Here is a 23,862-nt window from a genome sequence, read left to right as displayed (position 1 = left end):
CTAAAAATAAAGAAAGTCTATGACTTTGCAGGAATTTTATAATCGGATGGTAAATAAGTGAGAGGATAGTAAAAAAGAAAATCAAATAGAAGTGAGCGACGCAATAAGGCAATGGAGCCTATTATAATCATTGGTAAGAACTAATGATTATAATAGGCTTTTTTATATTATTTTGGCTATTGCAATTTAAGCCGGAGGTCTTTTTATGGTAGAAACAGAGCATTCCATCCGGGATTTGTGCTTAGCGCATACGGATCTAATGATACCCGATATTATAATTCTAGAGAATATGGTAAATCAGCTGCCTGTGATTGCCACGTTAACGGGTACGGATATTTTTATTGATGCTTTGACAGTGAATCAAGAAGATGCAATTGTTTTGGCATGGGCAAGCTCGCCGAATTCGCCATCTTTGTATCGTAATAGTGTAGTAGGTGAATTGGCCTATGCCGCGTGTGAGCCAGCTGTCTATCAGGCTTTTTCAACGGGGCAAAGTTTTTACAATATCCGCGGTGTGAGCCAAGAGGGGGTACCTATTGCTCAAACCGTAGTTCCTCTAACGAATGATAATGGTCAAGTTATTGGTGTTCTAATCATGGAAAAGGATATTTCCAAGGAAATTCGCCAGGAACAGCAGGTTCAATTATTGAGCCAAACAGCAGAGCACTTAAGCCATACGTTAATGTCTTTACGAGTTACGGGATATGGCTGGGAAGAGTGGCTTGGTAATGGTGTTTTCATCTTGAATGATAAGGGAAAGATTGTATATGCCAATAAGCAGGCAATGTGCATTTCCAGGAGCTTATATGAAGGAGATACACTGGATGGCAATCTAATGCTATTGTTATCTTTTGCGTCTCTTCCGGAAATGGTGGAGGGTTTAAAGAATCCCAGGAATTACGAGTTTGACAATGCAAGCTATCTTTTTCAAGCCCATCCGTTGTTAACAGGGGGAGAGTTTAACGGCTGTGTACTATCTTTTCAAGACGTGACAGAGTTACGTCAAAAAGAACGTCAGCTGGGAATGCAAAATATTATTATCCAGGAAATTAACCATCGGGTCAAAAACACACTGCAAAATGTAATTTCCTTATTGCGCCTGCAAATGCGTCGCTCAAAATGGAAAGCTGTGCGGCGGGAGTTTACCGCGACTATTAATCGGATATTATCCATTGCCAAAGTATATGAGATTTTTACCTATCAATATCGCGATCTTGTCATTTTGCATGACTTGGCAGAGTATATCGTAGAGCAGGTTGTCCAAAGTTATATTTTACCGGACCAGAAGGTAAAAACAATGGTGCAAGGGCAGGCTGTGCTGATTCATGCCAGCCAGGCGGTGCCAGTAGCATTAGTGCTGAATGAATTAGTTGCAAATAGTTTGGAGCATGGTATTAAAACGGATCCTCATGGTGAAATCAGTATAATCGTGAAAGAGTCTGGAGCCAATATCAATGTTGAGGTGAGAGACAGCGGCTGCGGCCTATGCGATTATGCTGCGATAAGCAAGGGTGGTACGCTTGGTTTATACATCGTGAAGCTGCTTATCTGTGAACAATTGGGAGGCACCTTTCAATTCGAGAATTGTGGTCAATCCGTAGTTGCTAACATTTCATTTCCAGTGCATAAAAAGGAGGAAAAAGGATGAAACCCTTATCAATTCTATTGGTAGAGGATGAAGTATTAATACGGGCTGATATGAGAGAAATGCTGGAGAAGGCTGGTCACATAGTGTGTGCAGAATGCGGTAATGGGGAGCAGGCAGTAAGATTAGTCAAAGAGAATGTACCGAATTTAGTAATTATGGATATTATGATGCCTGGAATAAGCGGTTTGGAAGTGGCACAATGTATGTATAGTCTTAATATACCAGTCGTCATGGTAACGGCTCATAGTCAGCCTCAGATGCTGCAACGGGCAGAAAGCGTACATGTATATGGTTATGTGGTTAAACCCGTCTCAGAGAAGAATCTCATTGCTGCGGTGCAGATTGCATATGCTCGTTGGAAAGACATGTATAGTACTCATCAAGAATTGGACAAAACGAAAGAAAACTTAAAAAATCAAAAATTAATCAGCCAAGCACGGTCCATCATTCAAGATCGTCTGGGTATTTCTGCAGGAGAGGCTCATAAACGCTTATTGCAGGAATCCATGCAGCGGCAGACGACTCCTGGTCAAATCGCCCAAAGGATTATTGAAAAAATAAAAAAATAAAAATCTTTGCTTTTGCAGGACTATTTCTGATTAGGGCGAATAATATAAAACCAAAGATCAAAGAAATTTTTTCTTAATAAAGGAATATTGTAGCAATAGCGCTTAATAAAAATGTTAAACTCATTTAACATTTTTATTAAGCGCTTATTTTTTTGTTGCAATGAGGGGGGATAGTCTTCGTAGATTAACGGTTCTCACTAGTCATAGTAGTCTTATTAACTTAATATCAGGCAATGTCGCCTAATATGATTCTTCTTAAAAAAGAAGGTTGTATTAGGCGTTTATTTTGGCCTGACACATTACGGAGGAGGAAATAGGTATGGAGAGCAGTAGGGTAGAAACGGTCAATTCGGTTATTCAGCATGAGAAAGATGGTGAGCGCGCGAATCTTTCTCGCGTTTTAAAGCCAATTCATTTATGGGCATTAGCCGTTGGACTTGTTATATCGGGTAATTATTTTGGTTGGAGTTATGGTTTTGCTGTAGGCGGGGTCATGGGTCTTGCTTTGGCGTTAATACCAGTGACAATTTTTTATGTAACATTTATCTTATCGTACTCGGAGCTGGCGACAGCGATTCCTCATGCTGGCGGACCTTCTGCTTATGCCCGGCGTGCTTTAGGAAAGTTTTGGGGATATATGAATGGCGTGAGCTGCTTGATTGAATTTGTATTTGCTCCACCTGCAATTGCTTTGGCAGTAGGCGGCTATATTCACAACATGTTTCCAGGCATTGAGATTATGACAGCAACTGTAGTCGCCTTCTTATTATTCATCTTTATTAATTATTGGGGGATGAAGGTATCTGCTACCTTTGAACTGATTGTAACGATTGTTGCTTTGGTTGGTCTGGTCATCTATTGGGGCTTGGCATTACCTCATTTTGAATTGTCCCGGGTTATGGCTGAACCTCTTTTGCCGAATGGTTTTAGTGGTGTCATGGCTGCTGTACCTTTTGCTATTTGGTTCTACTTAGCGATTGAGGGCGGTGCTATGAGTGCAGAAGAAATGGTCAATCCACAAAAAGACATTTCCATTGGCTTTCTAAGTGGTATGGTAACCTTGATGATTATGGCATTTCTCACGTTATTCCTTACTGCGGGGATTACGGATGTAAAGTTAATTGATTCTGTTGATTTTCCGCTGCCTTTAGCGTTAAGTTCTGTTTATGGAGAGGGATCCTTCAGTGCCATGCTGATGAACTTCATTGGATTATTTGGTCTGATTGCTTCTCTGCATGGTATCATTGTGGGTTATTCCCGTCAGACCTATGCCATGGCGCGTACTGGGTATCTGCCAAAATTTTTAGCATATGTTGATCCTAAGCATCATACACCGGTATGGGCACTCATCATTCCTGGCATTATAGGCTTGGGAGCCGCATTGACAGGTCTTACAAATGTGGTTATTACCATTGCTGTATTTGGTTCCGTAGTGATGTATTTAATCAGTTTAGTAAGTTTATTCGTTTTAAGGGTGAAAGAACCAGAACTTAAAAGGCCTTTTAAGGTTTCCTATCCAGTGGTGCCGTCGATTAGTTTTCTGATTGCGATCTTTTGTCTCGTTAGTTTGTTCTATGCCTCTAGTGAAGTAGTACCATGGGTGTTAGCTGTTTATGGGTTAGCCATTGTATATTATTATATTTGGGGAAATAAGAATATTCGTCCCTTTGAGGAAGAGTTTGGTGTTCTTGAGGAGTTAGATAAATAGGTGAGGGTGGGGCATGGGTTTCATGACATGTCCCAGGATTTCAATTAAATGTATCCATTATAGAAGGTGTAGGTAGATATGGAATGGAAAGAGAATTTTTGAGTGTAGGCATTGATATTGGCACAACAACGACACAGGTAGTTTTTAGCCGAATAAAGGTAGAAAATACAGCGACTTCTTTTCTGATTCCTGAAATGAAAATTACCGATAAGAAGATCCTTTATAAAAGTGAGATTCATTTCACCCCATTATTGGCAAGAGACAAGATACATCTACCGGAATTAAAAGCAATTATTGAATCTGAATATGATAAAGCCGGTATTCAAAAAGATGAAATCGTGACAGGAGCCATTATTATTACGGGTGAAACTGCTCGCAAAAACAATGCCGAGGAAGTACTCCGTATTTTGTCTGACTTTGCTGGCGATTTTGTTGTTGCAACGGCAGGGCCGGATTTAGAGTCCATTTTGGCGGGTTATGGGGCGGGAGCTGCGGAAGCATCAAATCATTTTACCGCAAGAGTCGTTAATTTTGATATTGGCGGAGGTACCACCAACGGTGCAATCTTTTGGGAAGGGGAAGTGATTGACTCTTTTGCCCTGGATATCGGTGGAAGGTTGATACAGATTGATCAGCAAGGTATGATTTGCTATATTTCCGAAAAGATAATCCCGCTTATTAACTATTTGCAGCTGGAATTGGTTGTTGGGGCAAAGGCTAAGCTGGAAGACATAAAAGCTCTTACGGATGTTTTTGCCAAGATATTTGTACAAATAAGCAGCAACGAAGACTTAGAGGAAGAGGCTGTGAAGCTGTTTATTGGTCACAGTCATAAGGGGCTGAAAGCAGAAAAGATCATGTTTTCGGGTGGCGTTGCTGAATTTATATACAGCGATTATGAAATAGGTAGTATGAAAGACGTTACTCTATTCGGAGATATCGGTCCTTTATTAGGATACTCCATTCGAAAAAACTTTGAAAAAGATCAACCTCGTCTTGTCGAAGCTAGAGAGAAGATACGAGCTACCGTCATAGGGGCAGGTAGTCATTCTATAAAAATCAGCGGCAGCACGATTTTGTTTGATGAGGACCTGCTTCCTCTTAAAAATATTCCTATTATTAAGCTTGCAGAGAATGAGGATATAGAGCATATGTTCAATGGCATTGGTGAGAAAATCAAACGATATGGCGATACTCCCGTAGCCCTTGCGTTCAAAGGCCCGAAGTCACCATCTTATGGGCAAATAAAAGAGATGGCAAAAGCCATTGCCGCCAATGCGGTGGGTTCCCATCCTGTGATTGTTATTGTTGAGAATGATTTTGCCAAAGCATTGGGGCAAACGGTAATGAATATGCTGAATACAGAGACGAGGGTAATTTGTATCGATCAAATTAAGGTTGATAATGGTGATTATATCGATATCGGCAAATCCATTGCCAATGTAGTACCTACTGTTGTAAAAACGTTAATTTTTAAGCAGTGAAGAAATGAAAAAGAATAGGTGAAGAAAATGATACTAAAGACAAGGCTGTTTGGGAAAAGTTATGAGTTCAAAGATATAAAGGAAGTACTTGCTAAAGCCAATGAGGAAAAATCGGGTGATATTCTGGCAGGTATTGCAGCCCGGGATACAGCAGAGAGAGTGGCAGCGAAGGTTGTTTTATCGGAAATGACCCTTGAGGATCTGCGAAATAATCCTGTAGTTCCTTATGAAAATGATGATGTTACAAGAGCCATTCAAGATGGAGTTGATCCAAACGCTTTCAGCATGATCAAATCAATGACAGTGGGAGCCTTTAGAGAATTTTTACTAAAATCAAGTGAGGATGAGATCGAAAATATCCATGATGGCTTAACTTCGGAGATGATTGCTGGCGTTACGAAGTTAATGAGTAATATGGACTTAGTATATACTGCTAAGAAGATACATAACCTTGCTACTTGCAATACGACAATTGGTGAACGGGGTACATTGTCTTCACGATTGCAGCCTAATCATCCTATGGATGGTTTAGCTGGCATTATGGCTTCTACTATGGAAGGGATTAGTTACGGTATTGGTGATGCTGTTATAGGTTTAAATCCTGTAGTGGACACGATAAGTAGCATATCAGCTGTTTTACATAGTTTTAAAGATTTTATGGTGAAATGGGATATTCCTACGCAAAATTGTGTATTAGCTCATGTTACGAGCCAAATGGCTGCTTTGCAGAAAGGCGTTCCGATAGATCTGATGTTTCAGAGCCTGGCGGGATCTCAAAAATCCAATGAAGCCTTTGGTATAACGGTAAAACTCATGGATGAAGCCTATGAAGTCATGAGGGAAAAGAAGAGTTCCCGAGGTCCAAATTTTATGTATTTTGAAACCGGGCAAGGCTCAGAGCTGTCTTCAGAAGGACATCATGGTGCCGATCAGTTGACAATGGAAGCAAGATGTTATGGTCTAGCGAAACGGTATCATCCTTTTTTAGTGAATACAGTAGTTGGTTTTATCGGTCCAGAATATTTGTATGACGGTCGACAAATGATTCGAGCAGGGCTGGAAGATCATTTTATGGGGAAATTAACTGGTTTGCCCATGGGAGTGGATGTGTGCTATACCAACCATATGAAAGCCGACCAAAACGATGTAGAAAATTTAGCCTTGCTGCTTGCAGCATGTGATTGCACCTATTTTATGGGTATTCCTGGAGGCGATGATGTGATGTTAATGTACCAAACGACCAGCTATCATGATATTGCCAGCCTACGAGACATTACGGGTAAGAAACCGATTAAGGAATTTAATCAAAGGATGGAAGAGCTTGGCATATTAGAAGATGGGAAATTAACTAAAAAGGCTGGAGATCCTTCCATCTTTACAGCTTAGGAGTGGGGCGCATTATGAATGAAATGATAAAAGATATATCCGTGGTCGATTATTATGAGCGGGTGACCATCGATAATCCTCGGGATACGGAAAGTTGTATCAGACTAAAAAAGACAACCAATGCAAGACTTTGTTTAGGCAGAGCAGGGGATCGATGTAAAACCGAGACCTTACTGAAGTTTAGAGCAGATCATGGGGTAGCAATGGATGCAGTTTGGTCAGAAGTCGATGAAACGATTGTTGATCAGCTGGGATTTTTCAAAGTACAGACTCTGGTAGAAGATAAGGAGCAGTATATCAAAAGACCCGATTTAGGAAGAGTATTCTCACAAGAAACTCTCGATGGGATCAAGGGTAATTGTATTGAGAGTCCTGATGTGCAAATCATAGCAACTGATGGATTAAGTGCCTGCGCCATTAATGCCAATTTAGCAGATATTTATCCGATTCTAATTGATGGGCTAACCGCCAAGGGGTATACAATCGGTACGCCTATCTTTGTGAAATACGGCAGGGTCGCGACCATGGATCAAATTAGTGAAGCAATACAGGCGAAAGTGACGATCTTACTGGTAGGTGAAAGACCAGGTTTGGCAACGGATGAAAGCATGAGTTCCTATATGGCTTATGAATCCAGCACCTTAAAGCCGGAATCGCAAAGAACCGTGATTTCCAACATTCACCGTAAAGGTGTACCGCCGGTAGAAGCCGGCGCACAGCTTGTAAATCTAGTAGAAGTGCTAATTCGTGAGAAGAAAAGCGGTGTGGAGTTGAAAATATAAATAGAAAGGCAATATTAAACAGCCTGCTATAGATTAGGCCTTAGTCAGCGATTGACTAAGGCCTAATCTATAGCAGGCTGTTTTTTTAGTGAACGCAGTATTACTTGATGATGGCAAGCACCTTTTATGATGTTTAATCGGTGGCTTGAGATTTTAAAGCATTTGTTTTGCAGAAGTTACTGTGATTTCTAATACTGCACGAATCCATGAAATTTTTCTTTCATGGACTCGAAATCCTCACCCGATTTTATAAAACGGGTGGTTCCTTTCACAATGAAACCAGTTCCTTTTCCTTTGTAGCCTTCGATTTCCCTGCTGGCGATAGAAAGAGTCGCATCGTTAACCATAAAAATACATCCTTTCTGTTTAAAGTAAAAGTTCATTAATTCTGATAGTTATAGATAATTCTGGGATTGTTCAGCAGAAATGGTTTATATATAATTTGGTTAGAGAACACTTGAATGGAGGAAAATTAATGATAAAGCTTATGTCTTTGATGCTCATTTTACTTTTTCCCTCTTTACTCCTTGTCGGCTGTGGTGGTGGAAATACGAAAGCCACGACAGAAAAAACAGACAAATTGGTTATTTATTGTCCTCATCCGTTGACTTTTATCAATCCATTAGTAAGTGAATTTGAAAAACAAAGTGGTATAAAAGTAGAGGTTGTCGCGGCTGGCAGCGGTGAATTGCTAAAGCGGGTGGAATCCGAAAAAGCAAATCCGCTGGGTGATATTTTCTGGGGCGGATCACTTGGTACGATGAAGCCGAAAGCCAATTTATTTGAAAATTACACTTCAGCGAATGAAGATAAGATTCAGCAGGCGTTTAAGAATACAGAAGGTTCTTTGACTCGATTTACCGATATTCCAAGTGTAATTATGGTCAATACAAATTTAATTGGCGATATGAAAATGGAAGGTTATGAAGACTTATTAAATCCAAAATTAAAAGGCAAAATTGCCTTTTCTGATCCATCAAAGTCTTCTTCTTCTTATGAACATTTAATCAACATGCTCTACGCGATGGGCAAAGGTGATCCGGAAAAAGGCTGGGATTATGTAAAAGCACTCTGTGCAAATCTAGATGGTAAGCTGCTTAGTGGTTCTTCAGCTGTTTATAAAGGAGTGGCTGATGGTGAATACGCTGTAGGTTGTACTTTCGAAGAAGGCGGTGCAAAATACGTTGCTGATGGCGCTCCCGTAAAATTGGTTTATATGAAAGAAGGGGTTATTTCTAAGCCAGATGGTGTTTACGTCATAAAAAATGCGAAAAATATGACAAATGCAAAGAAATTTATTGATTTTATCACCAGTAAAGATGCCCAGACTATTATTGTACAACAATTACACAGACGTTCTGTCCGTGATGACGTCGAACCGCCAAAAGGTTTGATTGAAAAGTCAAAAATCAACATTATCAATGATGATGAAAAAGTGGTTGTAGCCAATCAAAGGCAATGGCTAGATAATTTTAAAGATATATTTACCAGCGTTAATTGATCCCATCATGGTTGTTATACAGCCCACACAAGTTATTTGTTGTGGGCTGTCATTCTATAAAAATGCCCGAAGTTTTAAACGGAGGTTTTATCTATGAGTGTTGCAATTCATATTGACCATGTAATCAAAAGATACGATCAAGTAACGATTATCCCCAATTTATCAGCCCATATTAAAAATGGTGAGTTTTTTACGTTATTAGGACCTTCAGGATGTGGTAAAACAACTTTACTAAGAATGATTGCAGGATTCAATAGTATTGAGGGGGGAGAAATCAAATTTGATGATTTGGTGATCAATGAGATTCCGACTCATAAACGTAATATTGGTATGGTATTTCAAAGTTATGCCATATTTCCTCATTTAACAGTACGGGAAAATATAGAATATGGTCTAAAGCTGCGCCGATTCAACAAGGCAGAGATTAAAACCAAAGTGGATGCTATTTTAAAAGCAGTAAAAATTGAAGAATATCAAGATCGCTTACCGGAACGACTTTCTGGGGGGCAGCAGCAGCGGGTTGCTTTAGCAAGAGCCATTGTGATCCATCCCAATGTACTCCTTATGGATGAACCCCTTTCTAATTTAGACGCAAAACTTCGCGTAGAAATGCGCAGTGCCATTCGTGAAGTACAAAATCAAGTAGGAATTACCACTGTTTATGTAACTCATGACCAGGAGGAAGCTTTGGCTATTTCCGATAGAATTGCAATTATGCAAACAGGCGTAATTGAGCAGATTGGAAAACCGCAGTCCATTTATACAAGGCCTTATAATGTATTTGTTTCTACTTTCATCGGCCATTCTAATCTATTTGTCGGCAAAATAAAAGTCGAAGATCATAAGGCTTTTGTTTTGTTTCAGGACGGTTATCAGCTGGAAATGGATAATCTTGGTGCAGTAACAGATGGGCAAGAGGTTATTATTTCTGTTAGACCAGAAGAATTTTCAGTACAAGAAGATGGTATAGAATGCACAATTCATAACCGAGTTTTTCTTGGTAAATATGTAAATTATACACTTGCTTTTGCTTCTGGTATGGTGATGAAAAATCAATCTGCAACTGAATTTTCACAAGACTTAGGCCATGCAGAAAAAGTGTTCGAAATTGGTGAGACAATTATTCTTCGGCCTAACAAAGCAAAAATCAATATTTTTACTGCGGACCAAAGGATGAATTTAATTAGGGATGTGAAGCAGTATGAATAAGAAGCTGTTTACCTGGAATTTTTGGACATTCGTTACCATCTCATCTGTTGCTGTATTTGGACTGTTTTTGATGTATCCCTTATTTTCATTATTTATCAGTAGTTTCCTGGATCCGGCTACAGGGGCTTTTACAATGGAAAATTTCAGTAAGTTTTTCAGTAGAAAATACTACTATCAATCGTTGATCAATAGCATGTGGGTTACTACTTGTGTAACCGTTCTATCCATCATAATTGGTACGGCATTAGCCTATTTCATGACGGCATTTAAGGTGAAAGGCAAGGGGGCAGTTGAGGTACTTGTGATTATCTCCATGTTATCACCTCCCTTTATCGGCGCTTACTCTTGGGTATTGTTAGGCGGACGAAGCGGTATAATAACGCAGTTTCTTTCTGACTTATTCCAGATGGAATGGCCGTCTATTTATGGTTTTAGCGGCATACTCTTAGTACTTACGTTAAAGCTGTATCCCTTTATTTATTTGTATGTATCCGGGGCGCTGAAAAAGATTGATGCATCCCTCATTGAGGCGGCAGAAAGCCTCGGCTGCAGCGGCATAAAAAAGGTAGTAACGGTGATTATGCCGTTGGTGATGCCCACACTGCTTGCGGGTGCTTTGATGGTTTTTATGAATGCATTAGCTGATTTTGGCACACCCATGCTCATTGGGGAAGGTTTTAACGTTATGCCAGTTATGATTTATTCCGAGTTTATTAATGAAGTGGGTGGGCAAGCCAATTTTGCCGCAGCCATGGCAACCTTAATGGTTATTCTTACAACAACGATTTTCTTATTGCAAAAATACGTGGTAAATAGGAAATCCTTTACCATGAGTTCCCTTAGGCCTATGCAGGCGAAAGGATTGTCAGGACTAAAGAATGCAGTTATGCATATCGCTATTTATGGGCTGGTATTGGTATCCGTCATCCCACAAGTTACAGTGATATACACTTCTTTTCTAAAAACAAAGGGTCAAATATTTGTATCGGGATTTTCTCTGGATAGTTATCGTATCGTTTTTGACAATCTGGCTTTAGCAATTACTAATACCTATGTTTATTCCTTTGTTGCCATTTTGCTGATTGTTTTCTTCGGTATGCTTGTTGCTTACATTACGACACGACGAAAGAGCTGGCTTACTGATATTATTGATACTCTTACCATGTTTCCTTATATTATTCCTGGATCGGTACTGGGTATCACTTTGCTTTTGGCATTTAATGAGGATCCCCTCATCTTATCAGGAACAGCAACGATTATTATTGTTTCTCTGGTCATTAGGCGCCTGCCCTATACCTTGCGTTCAAGCTCAGCCATTTTGTATCAAATCAGTCCAAGTGTGGAGGAAGCATCCATTAGTCTTGGTGCATCACCATTAAAGACTTTCTTCAAAATTACTGCGGTGATGATGATACCAGGGGTGTTATCCGGGGCGATTTTAAGTTGGATTACCTGTATTAATGAATTAAGTTCATCAGTCATCTTGTATACCGGCGGAACGAAGACAATGTCCGTGGCTATTTATACAGAAGTGATTCGTGCAAGTTATGGTACGGCAGCAGCACTGTCTACCATTCTAACGCTGACTACAGTCATTGGGCTGCTTCTATTCTTTAAAGTTTCCGGCAGCAAAGATATTAGTTTATAATAGAAAATGTAAACACTTGTATGAGCGTAGTTGATATAGAGAATCGAGGTGAAACATGAGTAGAAAAGTGAACCACTTGAAGGATGAATTACGGCGAACTTTTACCATTTATGCACTAATCCCGATTTTTATTATTTCAATTATCGTATTTATACTTGCTTTTGCGTATTGGAATACCAATGTGCTGGAACGCAATCACAATCGATTGAATGCTATTTGTGATATGATGAGTACAATGATTTCTAATTATTTAGATAACGCCAATGACATTGCTGGTCTTTGTGATATGAACGTGCTGCGTGATAACAAAACTGCAAAGACAAAAATGTATGAAAAATTATATCAATATACCAGTATGATAGGTGTACACACTGATTTTTATATTTTTGATGCTCAGATGAATCGGCTAATTTCAAATCAAATAGAAGATCCGGAATTCGCCGAGTTGGCAAGGATTGCAGACTGGGGTATTATAGGGCAAATCAAGAGAGAACCAATGGCACCAATCTTTACTTTTACGAATTCAATTCACCGCTTTGACTCCCAGATGGATCTTATAATTGGTAAAGCAATACTGGAAGAGGGCCAGATCACTGGCTATGTTCTTTTTGTTGTGCCGGCCGCACAAATTCTAAGTGCGATGATTAATCCTGATGTGCATATTGTTGTAAAGGATAGTTATGACTATATGCCAATTTGTACGAATGAATTCTTTGGTGCTGCTATGAACAAAATGAAACCTGAATTTCAAAATGCGAATGATTATTTTTCTTTTGCAGATACAAAGTATTATAGCAGCAAAAAAGCAATCCTAGACGGAGAATTAATGGTGTATGCGTTTACTTCTATCGGTGGTATCGTCAGTCAGTTGGTAAACACAGTGATGATTCTCATTGGAGTATTAATAATATTATCCGTGTCCATCGTTATCAGTGTAAAAAAGCAAGTGGAAGAAAAGACAAAAATGATAGATCAGCTTGTGGAAGCATTTTCGGCTGTGAAACAGGGGAATTTGGATATGCGTCTTCATATCAATACCAATAATGAATTTGAAATTATCGGTGAAGCCTATAATCGAATGCTTTTCAGCCTCAAAGAGCTTATGCAAACCAACCATGAAAAGGCACGAGCGACGATTATTTCTGAAATTAAACAGCTTGAGTCACAATTTAATCCTCATTTTTTATTTAATACATTAGAAAATATCAAATTTATGATTAAATTAGACCCTGTTGCCGCCAGTAAAATGATTATTGCCTTGTCAAATATATTGCGCTACAGCATTAGTACCAGCAGCAGTGAGGTAACCATTCAGGAAGATATGGAATATACCCAAAGTTATCTCGATATTCAGAAATATCGATTTGGTAATCGGCTGAATTATATTCTTCATATACCAGAAGAACTGAATCATTGCAGTGTTCCTAAATTGCTGATTCAACCTATTATCGAAAATGCAATAAAATATGGTTTTCACGATTGTCAGCATATGCTGGTAGAAATTGATATAAAGATTATTGAGAATACACTTGCGCTTACGATTACTAACAATGGTACTGCAATTGATGAACAGTCACTTAGTGAGATTCGAGCTATGCTTATATCACCTGCGAATGTTTCACAGCATTCAGGACTTTATAATGTCAATCGGCGAATTGAGTTGATGTATGGTGATTCTTTTGGATTGGACATTGTCAGCAGTTATTGTGAAGGAACTATTGTAAGAATTGTTTTGCCCATTCATAAAAAACAATAGATGACGGTCACCGCTGTTTTTGCTGAAATAAAAGGAGGTAAATCCGTATGCTCAAGATATTGATTGTCGAGGATGAAGAAATTATACGCAGAGGACTTGTTTACACAATTGACTGGCTGAGCATGGATTGTATGGTGGTGGGCGCAGCAGAGAATGGTAAAGAAGGACTTGCTATGTTAGAGCAATATGAAATCGATCTGGTTATTGCAGATATCATTATGCCCCACATGAATGGCATTGAAATGTTGGAAAAGGCCAAAAGTATGGAGATTAAACCATTTAAAAGTATCATTTTGACAAGCTATGCCAATTTTGATTATGCGCGAAAGTCGGTATATCTGCAGGTATCAGATTATTTGCTTAAACCTGTAGATGAAGATGAACTTAAAAATACAATCAAGAGAATCAAGGAAAGTATGGAAGAAGCCAAGGTTTATTCTAATATTATTGCACTTACCAAAAAACGAGATATTGGTAAACTTGTAGATTGGGATGTATATCTAAATGGGGATACCCTAAAAAATAGTTATGTTGCACAGGCGCTTTATAAAATTCGCGATCATTATCATGAGAAGATCAGTATTGATTCGATTTCCGATGAATTAGACGTAAGTGCCAGTTATCTAAGTCGTAAGTTTAAAGAAGCAACATCACAGACTTTTTTAGAATTATTGACACGATATCGTATTCAAAAGGCGATTGGTCTATTAAAAAAAGGGACTCATCGGGTATATGAAGTTTCTAATTTGACAGGCTTTAGTGATTATAAGCATTTTTGTGCGGTATTTAAGAAATATACCAAAACCTCTCCTACAGAATTTGTTAAACATAGTGGCTGTATTATTCGCAAATAATGGAAGGAGCTAAAAAGTTGAAATCATATCAGGATTTTATTCTTATTTCAGATTTGGATGGAACTCTTGCCAACAGTGAACACAAGGTTTCAGAAAAAAATAAGAACGCCATTGCCTATTTTATAGAGCAAGGCGGACACTTTTCTATAGCAACAGGACGCACGCAAAAAAACGTTGTACCTTACATGACAGATCTTATTATCAATGCACCTTGTATTCTTTATAATGGCGGGGCACTTTTTTCCTGGCAAGAGCAGCGCTTTATAAAAACAATGCAAATGAAAAGCAATCATTTAAGCGATTTCCTAAGATGTTGTATACTATCATTTTCACAAATGTGCATTGAAGTTTTTACCGAAGAACAACTCTATGTGGTTACTGATCCTGCCAATATTGATGAGCATATGAAACGAGAGAAACAGGAGTTTGTTTATGCCCAAATTGATGATATTTTGGAAGAATCATGGATTAAGATTATCCTTTGTGACAGCCATGAACATTTACTGGCTAGTCGGAATTTATTAGCCGAATTTCATTTGGAAAACAAAACAAATCAGTTTTTTTCTGCAGTTACTTATTTAGAGATTGTCGGTAAGCATGTTTCGAAAGGAAATATGCTTGGTGAATTGCTGAATATGGAAGCATACCGCTTAAAAAAAGTTATTGCTGTGGGTGATTTTGAAAATGATATTGAAATGCTGCAGCTTGCTGATTGTGGAGTTGCACCCGCCAACGCTCAAGAAGATGTAAAAAAGATTGCAGATAGGCTTACTGTAAGTAATGATGATGATGTAATCCATGATATTATTTATCGTATTGTGCCAACACTGTTGTAAAGATCTTTAAGAGACTATTCAGAGTTATGAGAAATAGTAAATTACTTAGCCGGATAAAGAGGAACATTATCTTGTTTCGTTAAATATAGTAGTATGAACGAACATAGATAGGATGGGATGAAATCACATGGAACATATAGAGAGTAAAATAGTTGCCATTGGTGACTCCATAACCTATGGTTTTCCCTACACATCGGAAGGTTCCTGGTTTAACCTGGCATCAAAGCAGTTAAACATAGAGCATATGAATAAAGGAATCAATGGTGATACTACCGATGGCATGCTGGAGCGCTTTTATAAGGATGTATTACGTCAAAAGCTGTCCCATGTTATCATTATGGGCGGTACTAACGATGCTTATGCTGGGATAGCTGTTGATGAAGTGATAAATAATCTTCAAACCATGGCAGAACTGGCGGTAGATAATACAATAACTCCAATCTTTGGTCTGCCCATTCCTTGTAATGATGTGGATGCAGAAAGCCTGATTGGGCAGTATCGAGAGCGAATATGCCAATATGCTGCTGAGAATGATATTGCGATCATTGATTTTTATGGGGCAATGGTAGATGAGAGCAGCGGCAAGATAAAAGAAGGGTTACATTCGGATGGTATACATCCAAATGAAGCTGGATACAAGGTGATGGCTGGTGTGGCTGTTGAATTTTTTACGGAAATGAAAATGATTCTGATTGGCAGATAGATTTTGAAGGAATGAAAAGGACAAGGAGTACTGATGATGGTACTCCTTGTCTTTTATTATGAGTCCAATATAGTCGTTTCAATTCTCATATCTTCGATAGCATCATTATAAACCTGTGATACTTGAAATGTATTCACGGCTTCATCAGATTTAACCTCAATGCTGTGACGAACACTAATATCCCTGGAATAGAGAGATTTCATTAACCTTGCAGGAACCGCCAGGAGCATCAGAATTTTGCATAATGGACGCATAATCCCAAATCCTTTCTATCGTATCATCTAGTTTACATAATAAATATTTTATCATATAAACGAATTGTCGTCACTATATAATAGATGGTATGATATGGAAATATTAATAAGTGGTAATTTTCTTACCAAAATAGACCACACCGGATGTAAGTATTTTTCATTTGTGGATGTAGAGGACATAACTCATGAATAAATATTGATCTAATTTGTTAAAAAATGTATAATCTAGTTAAATTTTAAATGGCTGAACTAAATTATTTAAGGGTTGGATTGATGATAGAGTACTGCGAGGAAGTTGGATTTATTTAGTGAAAAATGTTATACGTTATGATTGGAGAGGAAAATGGAAATAGTTAGTATTGCCCAATCTAAAAGCTACAAGCAGGAAGAAGTAGAAAAGGCGGTTTATGATTGCCTGGATGCAATTCCCGGAATCAAAAGCAGGATAAAAAACGGAACCAAGGTTTTGGTTAAAGTCAACTTATTAAAGAAAAATGCTCCAGAAGATGCGGTGACGACTCATCCGGCAGTCGTCGAGGCGATCGTCAGGTATCTTCAAGGATTAGGGTGCAGAGTCATTATAGGGGATAGTCCGGGCGGCCCCTATAATGTAAAACGATTGATCAGCATTTATAAAGCTTCTGGGATGACACAAGTCTCAGAAAATACAGGCTGTGAATTAAACTATGATACGTCAGCTGTTGATATTACGAATGAAAAGGCACAGAAATTGAAGCAAATGCAAATCATAAAAATTGCAGAAGAGGTTGATTTCATTGTATCGGCAGCTAAATTTAAGACACATGGAATGATGCTTTACACTGGAGGGGTAAAAAATTTATTTGGCGTTATCCCCGGGCTTACAAAAGCTGAATATCATTTTAAAATGAATAATGCGGAAAATTTTGCTCATCATCTAGTTGATATATGTGAGTATATTAAACCTGTTTTTACAATCATTGACGCAATAGAAGGCATGGAAGGAGATGGACCTTCTGCAGGGGAAAAAAGACAGGTTGGATTGCTTCTGGCGTCTGAGAATCCTTATGCATTGGATACAGTAGGAGCTCATATTATGGGAATGCAGCCACTGCACGTCCCGACTGTAAAAGTTGCAAAGGAAAGAGGGCTTTTCAGCGGAGAGCTTAAAGATCTGTTAATTAGGGGGTTGCAGTTAGAAGATATACACATACCTCCTTTTAAATTGCCAGGCTCTTTAGGTAAAAGCTTGGTAAGTGGAAAGGTTCCTAAATTTGTTGAAGAGTTCTTAATAGATGCCTTGCGGGCACAACCCGTATTTAACTATAATAGTTGCATTTCCTGTGGTGAGTGTGCTAGGGGATGTCCTGCCAAGATCATTGATATGAGTTCTGGGAAGCCTATACCGGAACTCAATAAATGTATAAGTTGTTTTTGTTGCCACGAGTTATGCCCCAAGAAAGCCGTTTCTATAAAAAAACATTGGTTAAATAGACTATTATTTAGATGATTTTAAAAGAGTCATTGGAATGAATCTTTTAAAAGTTATGATTCATAAAGGTCCGATAAGTCCCATGGATAGCAGCGATCATTGCTCCGATTAGATCACTGATCAAATCCAGATCCGTGTCCAGCAGACTTGGTTGGCTAATGGGAGTTGGATGTGAAATGGTATCGGTAACAAATTCTAGAATTTCATAGAAAGCTCCAATACTAAGTCCCAGGGATAGAATAAAGATGAATTTAAATGGGCGGCTTAGGGGATGGCGAAGTAATTGAACCGCTAAGATATAGGCAAATAGAGAGATGGAATAGGAGCCAAATGTATGCAGTAGTTTATCGAACGTGAAGGATGTTTGATAAAAATCTAAATAACAGCCGAAGAAACTATCAAACAGTAGGGAGAGAATGACGATACCTCTCACATAGGTATTCATATAAAACCCGTATCTAGCCTCTAGAAAGGTATACAACATCCAAAAAGATGTGGTTGTCGTAACGCTTCGCGCATAGCTGGATTGGCCTAGATTGTTCAATTGAAAAATGAGTACGAGTTGAATTGCTAGGAACAGTACGCTTACTTTCAGTAAGGTTGACTTATCTTTTATCATAGAGATCTCCTGCTTTTCGAATTAGATGAAATAGAGGGGGCTTTTAACTGCTGGCACATGTTAGTATGCCCAAGAATAATTCTTTAATTGCGTGATAGTCGTTTTTTCTCTGTAATATTAAAAATCCCCCTCCGTATCAATAGTATGCGGAGGGGGTATTTTTAGTTATCATCAGCTTTTTTATAGGTTAGCACAAGCAAGTAGGCAACAAAGGCTAGTAAGACTATGCCAGCAGCAGCCAGTGAGGTATAAATAGATATGCCTAATTTAAAAGCAAGAGTATAGGCCCCTACCCCGAGAAACATAAAACTATTTTCCACAAAATTTTGGATGGCAATGGTCTTGCCTGCTCCTATGGTTTGATGACCGACATGTTGCAGACACGCATTCATGGGAACGATAAAGATACCTCCCATACAGCCGATTAAGAGTAAAAAGATAATGGCGATGGGTAAGGTCGTAACCCATAAGAATGCTAGGATGCAAATTCCCATACCCAAACCATACCATGCAGTGCGCTGATAATCTCTCACGGTAATGAGATAGGGAGTAATGACTGCCCCTATGGCTATGCCAATGCCGGTAACGGCAATAATCATGCTAATATCTATCCCGCTGCGAATGCCAAGAGTTAGGGGCACCCATGCAAAAATAATCATCCTAAGGACAGCAGATGCCATCCAAAATGAGCCGGTACCGATCAGGGAAAAATGGCTTTGTTTATTGTGAAACAGGGTTGCTGCATCGCCAGCAAATTCTGTAATCGCGTTACGATATTGAATGCCTCTATTGCCGGGATCTTTTGGTATCAGAGTATTCACGCCAATGGATATGACATAAAGCACGATACAGGCTATCAATGACAGCACAATGGATATATCGGATAAATAACCGCCTGCAACAGAACCGGTGAGAATGGCTACTATGGTGTAGCTTTCTAAGCTGGAGTTTGCCCGCAGGAGGGCATCTTCTCCTCTTGCCAGAAAGGGTAGGATACCATACTTCGCGGGACTATAAATGACAGCACCGATACCTACCACGCCGTAGCTCAATGCGGGGTCGCATTTTGCAAGAAGAAGGAGTATTCCCAATGTCTTTATGACGTTGCCCGCCATTAGTACTTGAGATTTTGCTTTCTTATCGGCAAACCTGCCAACCCAGGGAGATAAAACAATAAAAGATAATAAAAAAGTGCTTTGTACAAGAGGCAGATAATAGCCAGGATAGCCGTCTCTATGGATAATCCCCAAGGCAATGAATAAGATCATGTTATCAACAAAGGCAGATATAAATTGAGCTAAGAATAAGGCGTTGAGGGGCGAAGGCTTAAGACGCACCGTTTTCCAGCTCCTTTGCGGCCATTTCTTTTAAGGTTACATAGTCAATCTTGCCGCTTCCTAGTAAGGGTAAGGTATCGACAACTCGTAATGCGGTTGGCATAACGAGCATGCTTTGTCCGCTCTGGCTGATGTATTCTCGCAGCAGCTGTTTAGTCGCATCTTTATGGAGTGTATACAAAATGATCTTTTCACCTTTTCTTGTATCTGAAATATTGATTGCTGCATTTTTATCAGTAGCAAAGCAGCTTTCGGCAACTTTTTCAACAGCATCCAAGCTAATCATCTCACCGGAAATTTTCGCGAAGCGTTTTAAACGTGATTTTATGGTAATAAAACCTTCCTTATCAATGGCAACGACATCGCCGCAATTATACCATTCTTCTGAAGGTACAAAGCCTTTGCCATGCAATAGGTAGCCTTTCATGGCATTTGGCCCTTTTACAAAGAGGTTTCCACCTTCTTCGATACCTTCTACGGTTTCCAATCGCCATTCAATGCCTGGAAGAAATTTACCGACAGTTCCGCGGCGATTAAACATAGGCGTGTTGAAACTGAGTACCGGGGACATTTCTGTGGTTCCGTAGCCTTCAAAAAGACGTATACCAAACTTCTCATTCCAAAGATTGCGTACATCATCTTTTAATTTTTCGCCGCCGGCCAAAACAAATCGTACATTATAAAAGTCATAGTTATGAGCATATCTCCCATATCCCATCAGAAAGGTTGGCGTTCCTAACAAGATAGTAACATTTCGATCATAGGCAATTTCGGGAATAATTTTATAGTGCAGGGGACTGGGGTACAAGAATACTCCCATTCCTTCCATAATGGGCAGCAGCGTTCCTGCCGTCAGACCAAAAGAGTGAAACATAGGCAGAGCATTTAGCATTTTATCTCGGTGGGTATAATCGATTACGCAAGAAATCTGATGAATGTTAGCCCGGATACTGGAATGGGCCAATACAACCCCTTTGGGTTTGCTTTCACTGCCGCTGGTAAAGAGTATGATCTCTCTATTGCCAATGGGAGATGCTTTTTTTCTTACAAAGTAGCTGAACAAGCCTGATAGTTTATCAGTACCCGATAGGGTACTTTTCAAATCCTCGAGATAAAGGATGGTAAATTTAGCAGCCAATTGGCTGATATAGGATTGAAAATTAGCTTTTTCCACAAAGGTACGAGAGGTAAGTATGGTTTTGATTCCCGCTGTTTCTCCACAGTCTAAATTGTTTTGTATACCTGCGCTAAAATTTAGAATCGCAGGCGTTTTATTTACGTAACATAAGGCAAACAGCGTAACGACATGACCGATCGAATTGGGTAATAAGACTCCAACCTTTTCATCGGATGCAAGAACTGTACGAAATGCACTGGCCAAGACATAGCTGCTAATAATCGTTTTACGATAGGTAATCTTTCCGCTGCTATCCTCTGCCATCATCTTACTCATGCCGTGAGTCTTGCCTGCCAGCAATAATTCATTAAATAAATTGATTTCAATCTGCGTATATTCTTTAGCTTTGAACATGGTATTTTCCAAAATCGTACGAATTTTGTCGCCAATTTCTCGTTTCTGCAGTCTGATGCTTTTACTCCCGCCGGATTCCAGATGAATAACTTTGTCAGCATACATCATTACTTCTGGGAACCATATTGAGCGTACTTTATCTTGAATTCGCGAGAATTTGGAATACTCTAACCCTGAAAAGATCACTGGATAAATTGCTGCATTGGTCCGAAAGGCGATAAATCCGATGCCGCTATAGATCTTCATTAAACTTCCCGTACGGGTAATACGTCCTTCAGGGAAGATGACTAAGGGCTTTCCTGCTTTTAATACGGCCAGGATTTTCTTTAATGAGTAAGGGTTTAAAGGATCAATTTTAATATGATTAATAAATTGAAGATAATAGCGCAGTTTTTCCGCAATATCTGTATTAATTACATAGCAAATAGTACTGGGCAAATAGGCATATAAGAATACTGCATCTAAAAAGGATACATGATTGGGTAATACAATTGTAGGACCGTCAAAACGCATCTCCTTAAAGCCGATTACTTTTGCTTTAAAGAGTAAGCGAAGTAGAATTCTCAACAAATATCTCAGCATTGTTTTACTCCCTCATCCTATTGTTTATTCGATCTAACATCAGTAGTGAATTTTTCTAAGTATCGAGTGAAACGTATTTACATAAGACTTCAATGATGTTCTTCCTCTAGAGGCTTTGCCAGTAGTTTCTCTTGATTTTTATCAGATGGTAAGTAAATTTCTAACTTTTCTTTTGTTACACTGTGGGTAGCATATCCCAAAAGACGATATGGTTCACCATCAAGGAGATGATAGGGCTCATTCGTATCCTCGATCGATTCTTGAATGGGGTTGTTATGCTGATTGGCTAATTGAACAATTGCTTCATTAAGGCGCAGGATACGTTCTTCCAGTCGTTTGGCGGATGCTTCCAGGGTAAAGCCTTGATCTAGAAAGTCTTTAATTAAAATGATTTTTTCAATATTGGTATAGTCATATTTTCGATTGGTGCCAGCATTGTCTCCTATAGAGCTGATGATTCCTTTGGATTCCCAATAACGAAGCTGTCTGGCTGAAACACCTGTGATGTTTGACACTTCGCCAATTCCTACAATAATTCGCGACAGGAGAGGGATATCGAGTATGGTAGATACGGATAAATTGTGTTTTGGCATTGTTTTCATCCTCCTTTAGGTAAATTTTGTCCTATGATGAGACTGTTCTTTGTATTCCTTATAAAACAGGATTTTAAAACGCTGCGTCCTGATAGGACATTTCTTTTATGTCTTATTATATACTTTATAGGTAATAGTAACAATGATGTAAGATATATTGACAAAGATGTAAAAAAACATTACAATACTACCGAGTGATACAACACCAATGAGTAAGAAAAATGAATGAGCAGAGGGGAGTTAGAAAGAATGAAAAAAAGACTACTAGGAAAAAACGGACCCGAAATATCAGCCATTGGATTGGGTTGTATGGGTATGAGTGAGTTTTATGGCAAGGCAGATTATCAAGAATCGCAAAATACGATTCAAGCAGCCCTTGAGTCGGGAATAACCTTTTTAGATACTGCTGATACGTATGGGCATGGTCATAATGAAGAGCTTATAGGATCAGTACTAAAGAGGTGGCGCGGTGAGGCATTTGTCGCTACTAAATTTGGCATTGTAAGGGAGCCGGGAGCCTATGAACGAAGAATTGATGGCAGTCCCCAATATGTTAAGCAGGCTGCTGAGGCCAGTTTGCGAAGATTAAATCGTGAAGTCATTGATTTATATTATATACATCGGGTGGACCACAATACTCCCATTGAGGACACCATCGGAGCTATGGCAGATCTGATCAAGGAAGGGAAAGTTCGCTATATTGGAATTTCAGAAGCTTCATCTGATACGATTCGCCGAGCTCATCGGGTACATCCCTTATCCGCTGTTCAATCCGAGTTTTCTCTTTTGACACGGAATGTGGAAACAAGTGTGTTGCCAACTTTGCGAGAGTTAGGCATTGGGCTTGTTGCCTATAGTCCCTTAAGCCGTGGACTGTTGAGTGGTCAACTCAGTTCGGAGGTTCTAAGTCAAGAGGGGGATTTTCGTAAGAGTTTACCACGCTTACAGGGGGAGGCATTGTGCAGTAATCAGAAATTCGCAGAGGCGATTGGAAACATTGCACAAGACAAAGGAATTACTGGAGCTCAATTGTCGTTGGCTTGGGTTCTCGCTAAAGGCGAGGATGTGATTCCCATTCCTGGTACGAAGAGGCTGAAATATTTGCTGGAGAATATAAAAGCAACAAAAGTAGAATTAAGCAGGGAAGATCTAAATCATATTGAATCTATCATCGCTCAGTATACAATTGTGGGGGAACGTTATACTCCAGCAGGCATGATAGGAGTAGAAGAATAGAGCGACAGCAATAAACAACCTCATTATTTAAGATATGTGAAATTCTACAATATATAATATAGAAGTAGTCAATTATATCAAGGATAAGGAGATATTAGTTTTGAATCCAGCTTCTCTGAAGCAAAATCAGAATCAACTACATACCACCAAGATTG

21 protein-coding genes are annotated in these 23,862 nt (G+C 39.1%); 15 read left to right on the top strand and 6 right to left on the bottom strand.

Annotated features, from left to right (window positions below):
• Positions 1-205 precede the first annotated feature (205 nt).
• The 6 genes from LMF89_RS08195 to eutC all read left to right on the top strand — a co-directional run bounded on the left by LMF89_RS08195 (position 206) and on the right by eutC (position 7,577).
• Positions 206-1,648 (top strand): sensor histidine kinase, encoded by a 1,443-nt coding sequence (locus LMF89_RS08195; protein ID WP_229534612.1) that lies wholly within the window; start codon positions 206-208, stop codon positions 1,646-1,648.
• Positions 1,645-2,217: an ANTAR domain-containing response regulator gene (locus LMF89_RS08190; protein ID WP_229534611.1), complete on the top strand. Its 573-nt coding sequence runs from the start codon at positions 1,645-1,647 to the stop codon at positions 2,215-2,217. Before LMF89_RS08195 ends, LMF89_RS08190 begins: the two co-directional genes overlap by 4 nt.
• Before the next feature lie 319 nt (positions 2,218-2,536).
• Positions 2,537-3,925, top strand: coding sequence for an ethanolamine permease (gene eat / locus LMF89_RS08185; protein WP_229534610.1), 1,389 nt, complete (start codon positions 2,537-2,539; stop codon positions 3,923-3,925).
• An 83-nt stretch (positions 3,926-4,008) separates the two neighbouring features.
• Complete coding sequence (locus LMF89_RS08180; RefSeq protein ID WP_229534609.1) at positions 4,009-5,409, top strand: ethanolamine ammonia-lyase reactivating factor EutA; 1,401 nt, start codon at positions 4,009-4,011, stop codon at positions 5,407-5,409.
• 27 nt (positions 5,410-5,436) lie between these two features.
• Positions 5,437-6,795 carry an ethanolamine ammonia-lyase subunit EutB gene (locus LMF89_RS08175; RefSeq protein ID WP_229534608.1) on the top strand — a complete coding sequence of 453 codons (1,359 nt, stop codon included), beginning with the start codon at positions 5,437-5,439 and terminating at the stop codon, positions 6,793-6,795.
• Between the two features lie 14 nt (positions 6,796-6,809).
• A complete protein-coding gene (gene eutC / locus LMF89_RS08170) occupies positions 6,810-7,577 on the top strand; it encodes an ethanolamine ammonia-lyase subunit EutC (protein WP_229534607.1) in 768 nt (255 codons plus the stop codon).
• 188 nt (positions 7,578-7,765) lie between these two features.
• Here the strand turns inward: eutC and LMF89_RS08165 are convergent, their stop codons facing one another.
• Complete coding sequence (locus LMF89_RS08165; protein WP_229534606.1) at positions 7,766-7,924, bottom strand: hypothetical protein; 159 nt, start codon at positions 7,922-7,924, stop codon at positions 7,766-7,768.
• A 128-nt stretch (positions 7,925-8,052) separates the two neighbouring features.
• On the opposite strand from LMF89_RS08165, the gene LMF89_RS08160 reads away from it, so the two are divergent.
• The 7 genes from LMF89_RS08160 to LMF89_RS08130 all read left to right on the top strand — a co-directional run bounded on the left by LMF89_RS08160 (position 8,053) and on the right by LMF89_RS08130 (position 16,084).
• Positions 8,053-9,078, top strand: coding sequence for an ABC transporter substrate-binding protein (locus LMF89_RS08160; protein ID WP_229534605.1), 1,026 nt, complete (start codon positions 8,053-8,055; stop codon positions 9,076-9,078).
• 93 nt (positions 9,079-9,171) lie between these two features.
• On the top strand, positions 9,172-10,287 hold the full coding sequence (locus tag LMF89_RS08155; RefSeq protein WP_229534604.1) for an ABC transporter ATP-binding protein: 1,116 nt from the start codon (positions 9,172-9,174) through the stop codon (positions 10,285-10,287).
• Entirely contained in the window at positions 10,280-11,935 is a 1,656-nt protein-coding gene (locus tag LMF89_RS08150; RefSeq protein WP_229534603.1) for an ABC transporter permease, read from the top strand. The genes LMF89_RS08155 and LMF89_RS08150 overlap by 8 nt, the downstream gene beginning before the upstream one ends.
• Positions 11,936-11,990: 55 nt before the next feature.
• Positions 11,991-13,691 carry a sensor histidine kinase gene (locus LMF89_RS08145; protein WP_229534602.1) on the top strand — a complete coding sequence of 567 codons (1,701 nt, stop codon included), beginning with the start codon at positions 11,991-11,993 and terminating at the stop codon, positions 13,689-13,691.
• A gap of 47 nt (positions 13,692-13,738) precedes the next feature.
• The gene (locus tag LMF89_RS08140) at positions 13,739-14,545 is read left to right on the top strand and encodes a response regulator transcription factor (protein WP_229534601.1); all 807 of its coding nucleotides are present in this window, start codon (positions 13,739-13,741) and stop codon (positions 14,543-14,545) included.
• A gap of 17 nt (positions 14,546-14,562) precedes the next feature.
• Positions 14,563-15,381 (top strand): Cof-type HAD-IIB family hydrolase, encoded by an 819-nt coding sequence (locus tag LMF89_RS08135; RefSeq protein WP_229534600.1) that lies wholly within the window; start codon positions 14,563-14,565, stop codon positions 15,379-15,381.
• Positions 15,382-15,508: 127 nt separating this feature from the next.
• Positions 15,509-16,084: a GDSL-type esterase/lipase family protein gene (locus LMF89_RS08130; protein WP_229534599.1), complete on the top strand. Its 576-nt coding sequence runs from the start codon at positions 15,509-15,511 to the stop codon at positions 16,082-16,084.
• Between the two features lie 56 nt (positions 16,085-16,140).
• Here LMF89_RS08130 and LMF89_RS08125 read toward each other — a convergent pair whose 3' ends face one another.
• Positions 16,141-16,338, bottom strand: coding sequence for a hypothetical protein (locus tag LMF89_RS08125; RefSeq protein WP_007954875.1), 198 nt, complete (start codon positions 16,336-16,338; stop codon positions 16,141-16,143).
• Positions 16,339-16,681: 343 nt separating this feature from the next.
• On the opposite strand from LMF89_RS08125, the gene LMF89_RS08120 reads away from it, so the two are divergent.
• Entirely contained in the window at positions 16,682-17,827 is a 1,146-nt protein-coding gene (locus LMF89_RS08120) for a DUF362 domain-containing protein (RefSeq protein WP_229534598.1), read from the top strand.
• Positions 17,828-17,855: 28 nt separating this feature from the next.
• Here LMF89_RS08120 and LMF89_RS08115 read toward each other — a convergent pair whose 3' ends face one another.
• The 4 genes from LMF89_RS08115 to LMF89_RS08100 all read right to left on the bottom strand — a co-directional run bounded on the left by LMF89_RS08115 (position 17,856) and on the right by LMF89_RS08100 (position 22,471).
• Entirely contained in the window at positions 17,856-18,428 is a 573-nt protein-coding gene (locus LMF89_RS08115; protein WP_229534597.1) for a DUF2238 domain-containing protein, read from the bottom strand.
• Positions 18,429-18,589: 161 nt separating this feature from the next.
• A complete protein-coding gene (gene lplT / locus LMF89_RS08110; RefSeq protein WP_229534596.1) occupies positions 18,590-19,765 on the bottom strand; it encodes a lysophospholipid transporter LplT in 1,176 nt (391 codons plus the stop codon).
• The gene (locus tag LMF89_RS08105) at positions 19,755-21,878 is read right to left on the bottom strand and encodes an AMP-binding protein (RefSeq protein WP_229534595.1); all 2,124 of its coding nucleotides are present in this window, start codon (positions 21,876-21,878) and stop codon (positions 19,755-19,757) included. The genes lplT and LMF89_RS08105 overlap by 11 nt, the downstream gene beginning before the upstream one ends.
• Positions 21,879-21,967: 89 nt before the next feature.
• The gene (locus tag LMF89_RS08100; protein WP_229534594.1) at positions 21,968-22,471 is read right to left on the bottom strand and encodes a MerR family transcriptional regulator; all 504 of its coding nucleotides are present in this window, start codon (positions 22,469-22,471) and stop codon (positions 21,968-21,970) included.
• A gap of 249 nt (positions 22,472-22,720) precedes the next feature.
• On the opposite strand from LMF89_RS08100, the gene LMF89_RS08095 reads away from it, so the two are divergent.
• Positions 22,721-23,707, top strand: a complete 987-nt coding sequence (locus LMF89_RS08095; protein ID WP_229534593.1) for an aldo/keto reductase — start codon at positions 22,721-22,723, stop codon at positions 23,705-23,707.
• Positions 23,708-23,862 lie beyond the last annotated feature (155 nt).

Origin of the sequence: Pelosinus baikalensis, from assembly GCF_020819555.1 — a bacterium.
GTDB lineage: Bacteria > Bacillota > Negativicutes > DSM-13327 > DSM-13327 > Pelosinus > Pelosinus baikalensis.
This window is presented reverse-complemented; position numbering and strand designations above follow the sequence as displayed.

Coding starts and splice junctions, on each gene's coding strand:
- LMF89_RS08155 (WP_229534604.1), top strand. CDS start 9,172: ATGAGTGTTGCAATTCATATTGACCATGTAATCAAAAGATACGATCAA.
- LMF89_RS08125 (WP_007954875.1), bottom strand. CDS start 16,338: ATGCGTCCATTATGCAAAATTCTGATGCTCCTGGCGGTTCCTGCAAGG.
- LMF89_RS08165 (WP_229534606.1), bottom strand. CDS start 7,924: ATGGTTAACGATGCGACTCTTTCTATCGCCAGCAGGGAAATCGAAGGC.
- LMF89_RS08190 (WP_229534611.1), top strand. CDS start 1,645: ATGAAACCCTTATCAATTCTATTGGTAGAGGATGAAGTATTAATACGG.
- LMF89_RS08160 (WP_229534605.1), top strand. CDS start 8,053: ATGATAAAGCTTATGTCTTTGATGCTCATTTTACTTTTTCCCTCTTTA.
- LMF89_RS08150 (WP_229534603.1), top strand. CDS start 10,280: ATGAATAAGAAGCTGTTTACCTGGAATTTTTGGACATTCGTTACCATC.
- LMF89_RS08195 (WP_229534612.1), top strand. CDS start 206: ATGGTAGAAACAGAGCATTCCATCCGGGATTTGTGCTTAGCGCATACG.
- LMF89_RS08130 (WP_229534599.1), top strand. CDS start 15,509: ATGGAACATATAGAGAGTAAAATAGTTGCCATTGGTGACTCCATAACC.
- eat (WP_229534610.1), top strand. CDS start 2,537: ATGGAGAGCAGTAGGGTAGAAACGGTCAATTCGGTTATTCAGCATGAG.
- LMF89_RS08175 (WP_229534608.1), top strand. CDS start 5,437: ATGATACTAAAGACAAGGCTGTTTGGGAAAAGTTATGAGTTCAAAGAT.
- LMF89_RS08095 (WP_229534593.1), top strand. CDS start 22,721: ATGAAAAAAAGACTACTAGGAAAAAACGGACCCGAAATATCAGCCATT.
- LMF89_RS08145 (WP_229534602.1), top strand. CDS start 11,991: ATGAGTAGAAAAGTGAACCACTTGAAGGATGAATTACGGCGAACTTTT.
- LMF89_RS08140 (WP_229534601.1), top strand. CDS start 13,739: ATGCTCAAGATATTGATTGTCGAGGATGAAGAAATTATACGCAGAGGA.
- LMF89_RS08100 (WP_229534594.1), bottom strand. CDS start 22,471: ATGCCAAAACACAATTTATCCGTATCTACCATACTCGATATCCCTCTC.
- LMF89_RS08120 (WP_229534598.1), top strand. CDS start 16,682: ATGGAAATAGTTAGTATTGCCCAATCTAAAAGCTACAAGCAGGAAGAA.
- LMF89_RS08180 (WP_229534609.1), top strand. CDS start 4,009: ATGGAAAGAGAATTTTTGAGTGTAGGCATTGATATTGGCACAACAACG.
- LMF89_RS08105 (WP_229534595.1), bottom strand. CDS start 21,878: ATGCTGAGATATTTGTTGAGAATTCTACTTCGCTTACTCTTTAAAGCA.
- LMF89_RS08115 (WP_229534597.1), bottom strand. CDS start 18,428: ATGATAAAAGATAAGTCAACCTTACTGAAAGTAAGCGTACTGTTCCTA.
- eutC (WP_229534607.1), top strand. CDS start 6,810: ATGAATGAAATGATAAAAGATATATCCGTGGTCGATTATTATGAGCGG.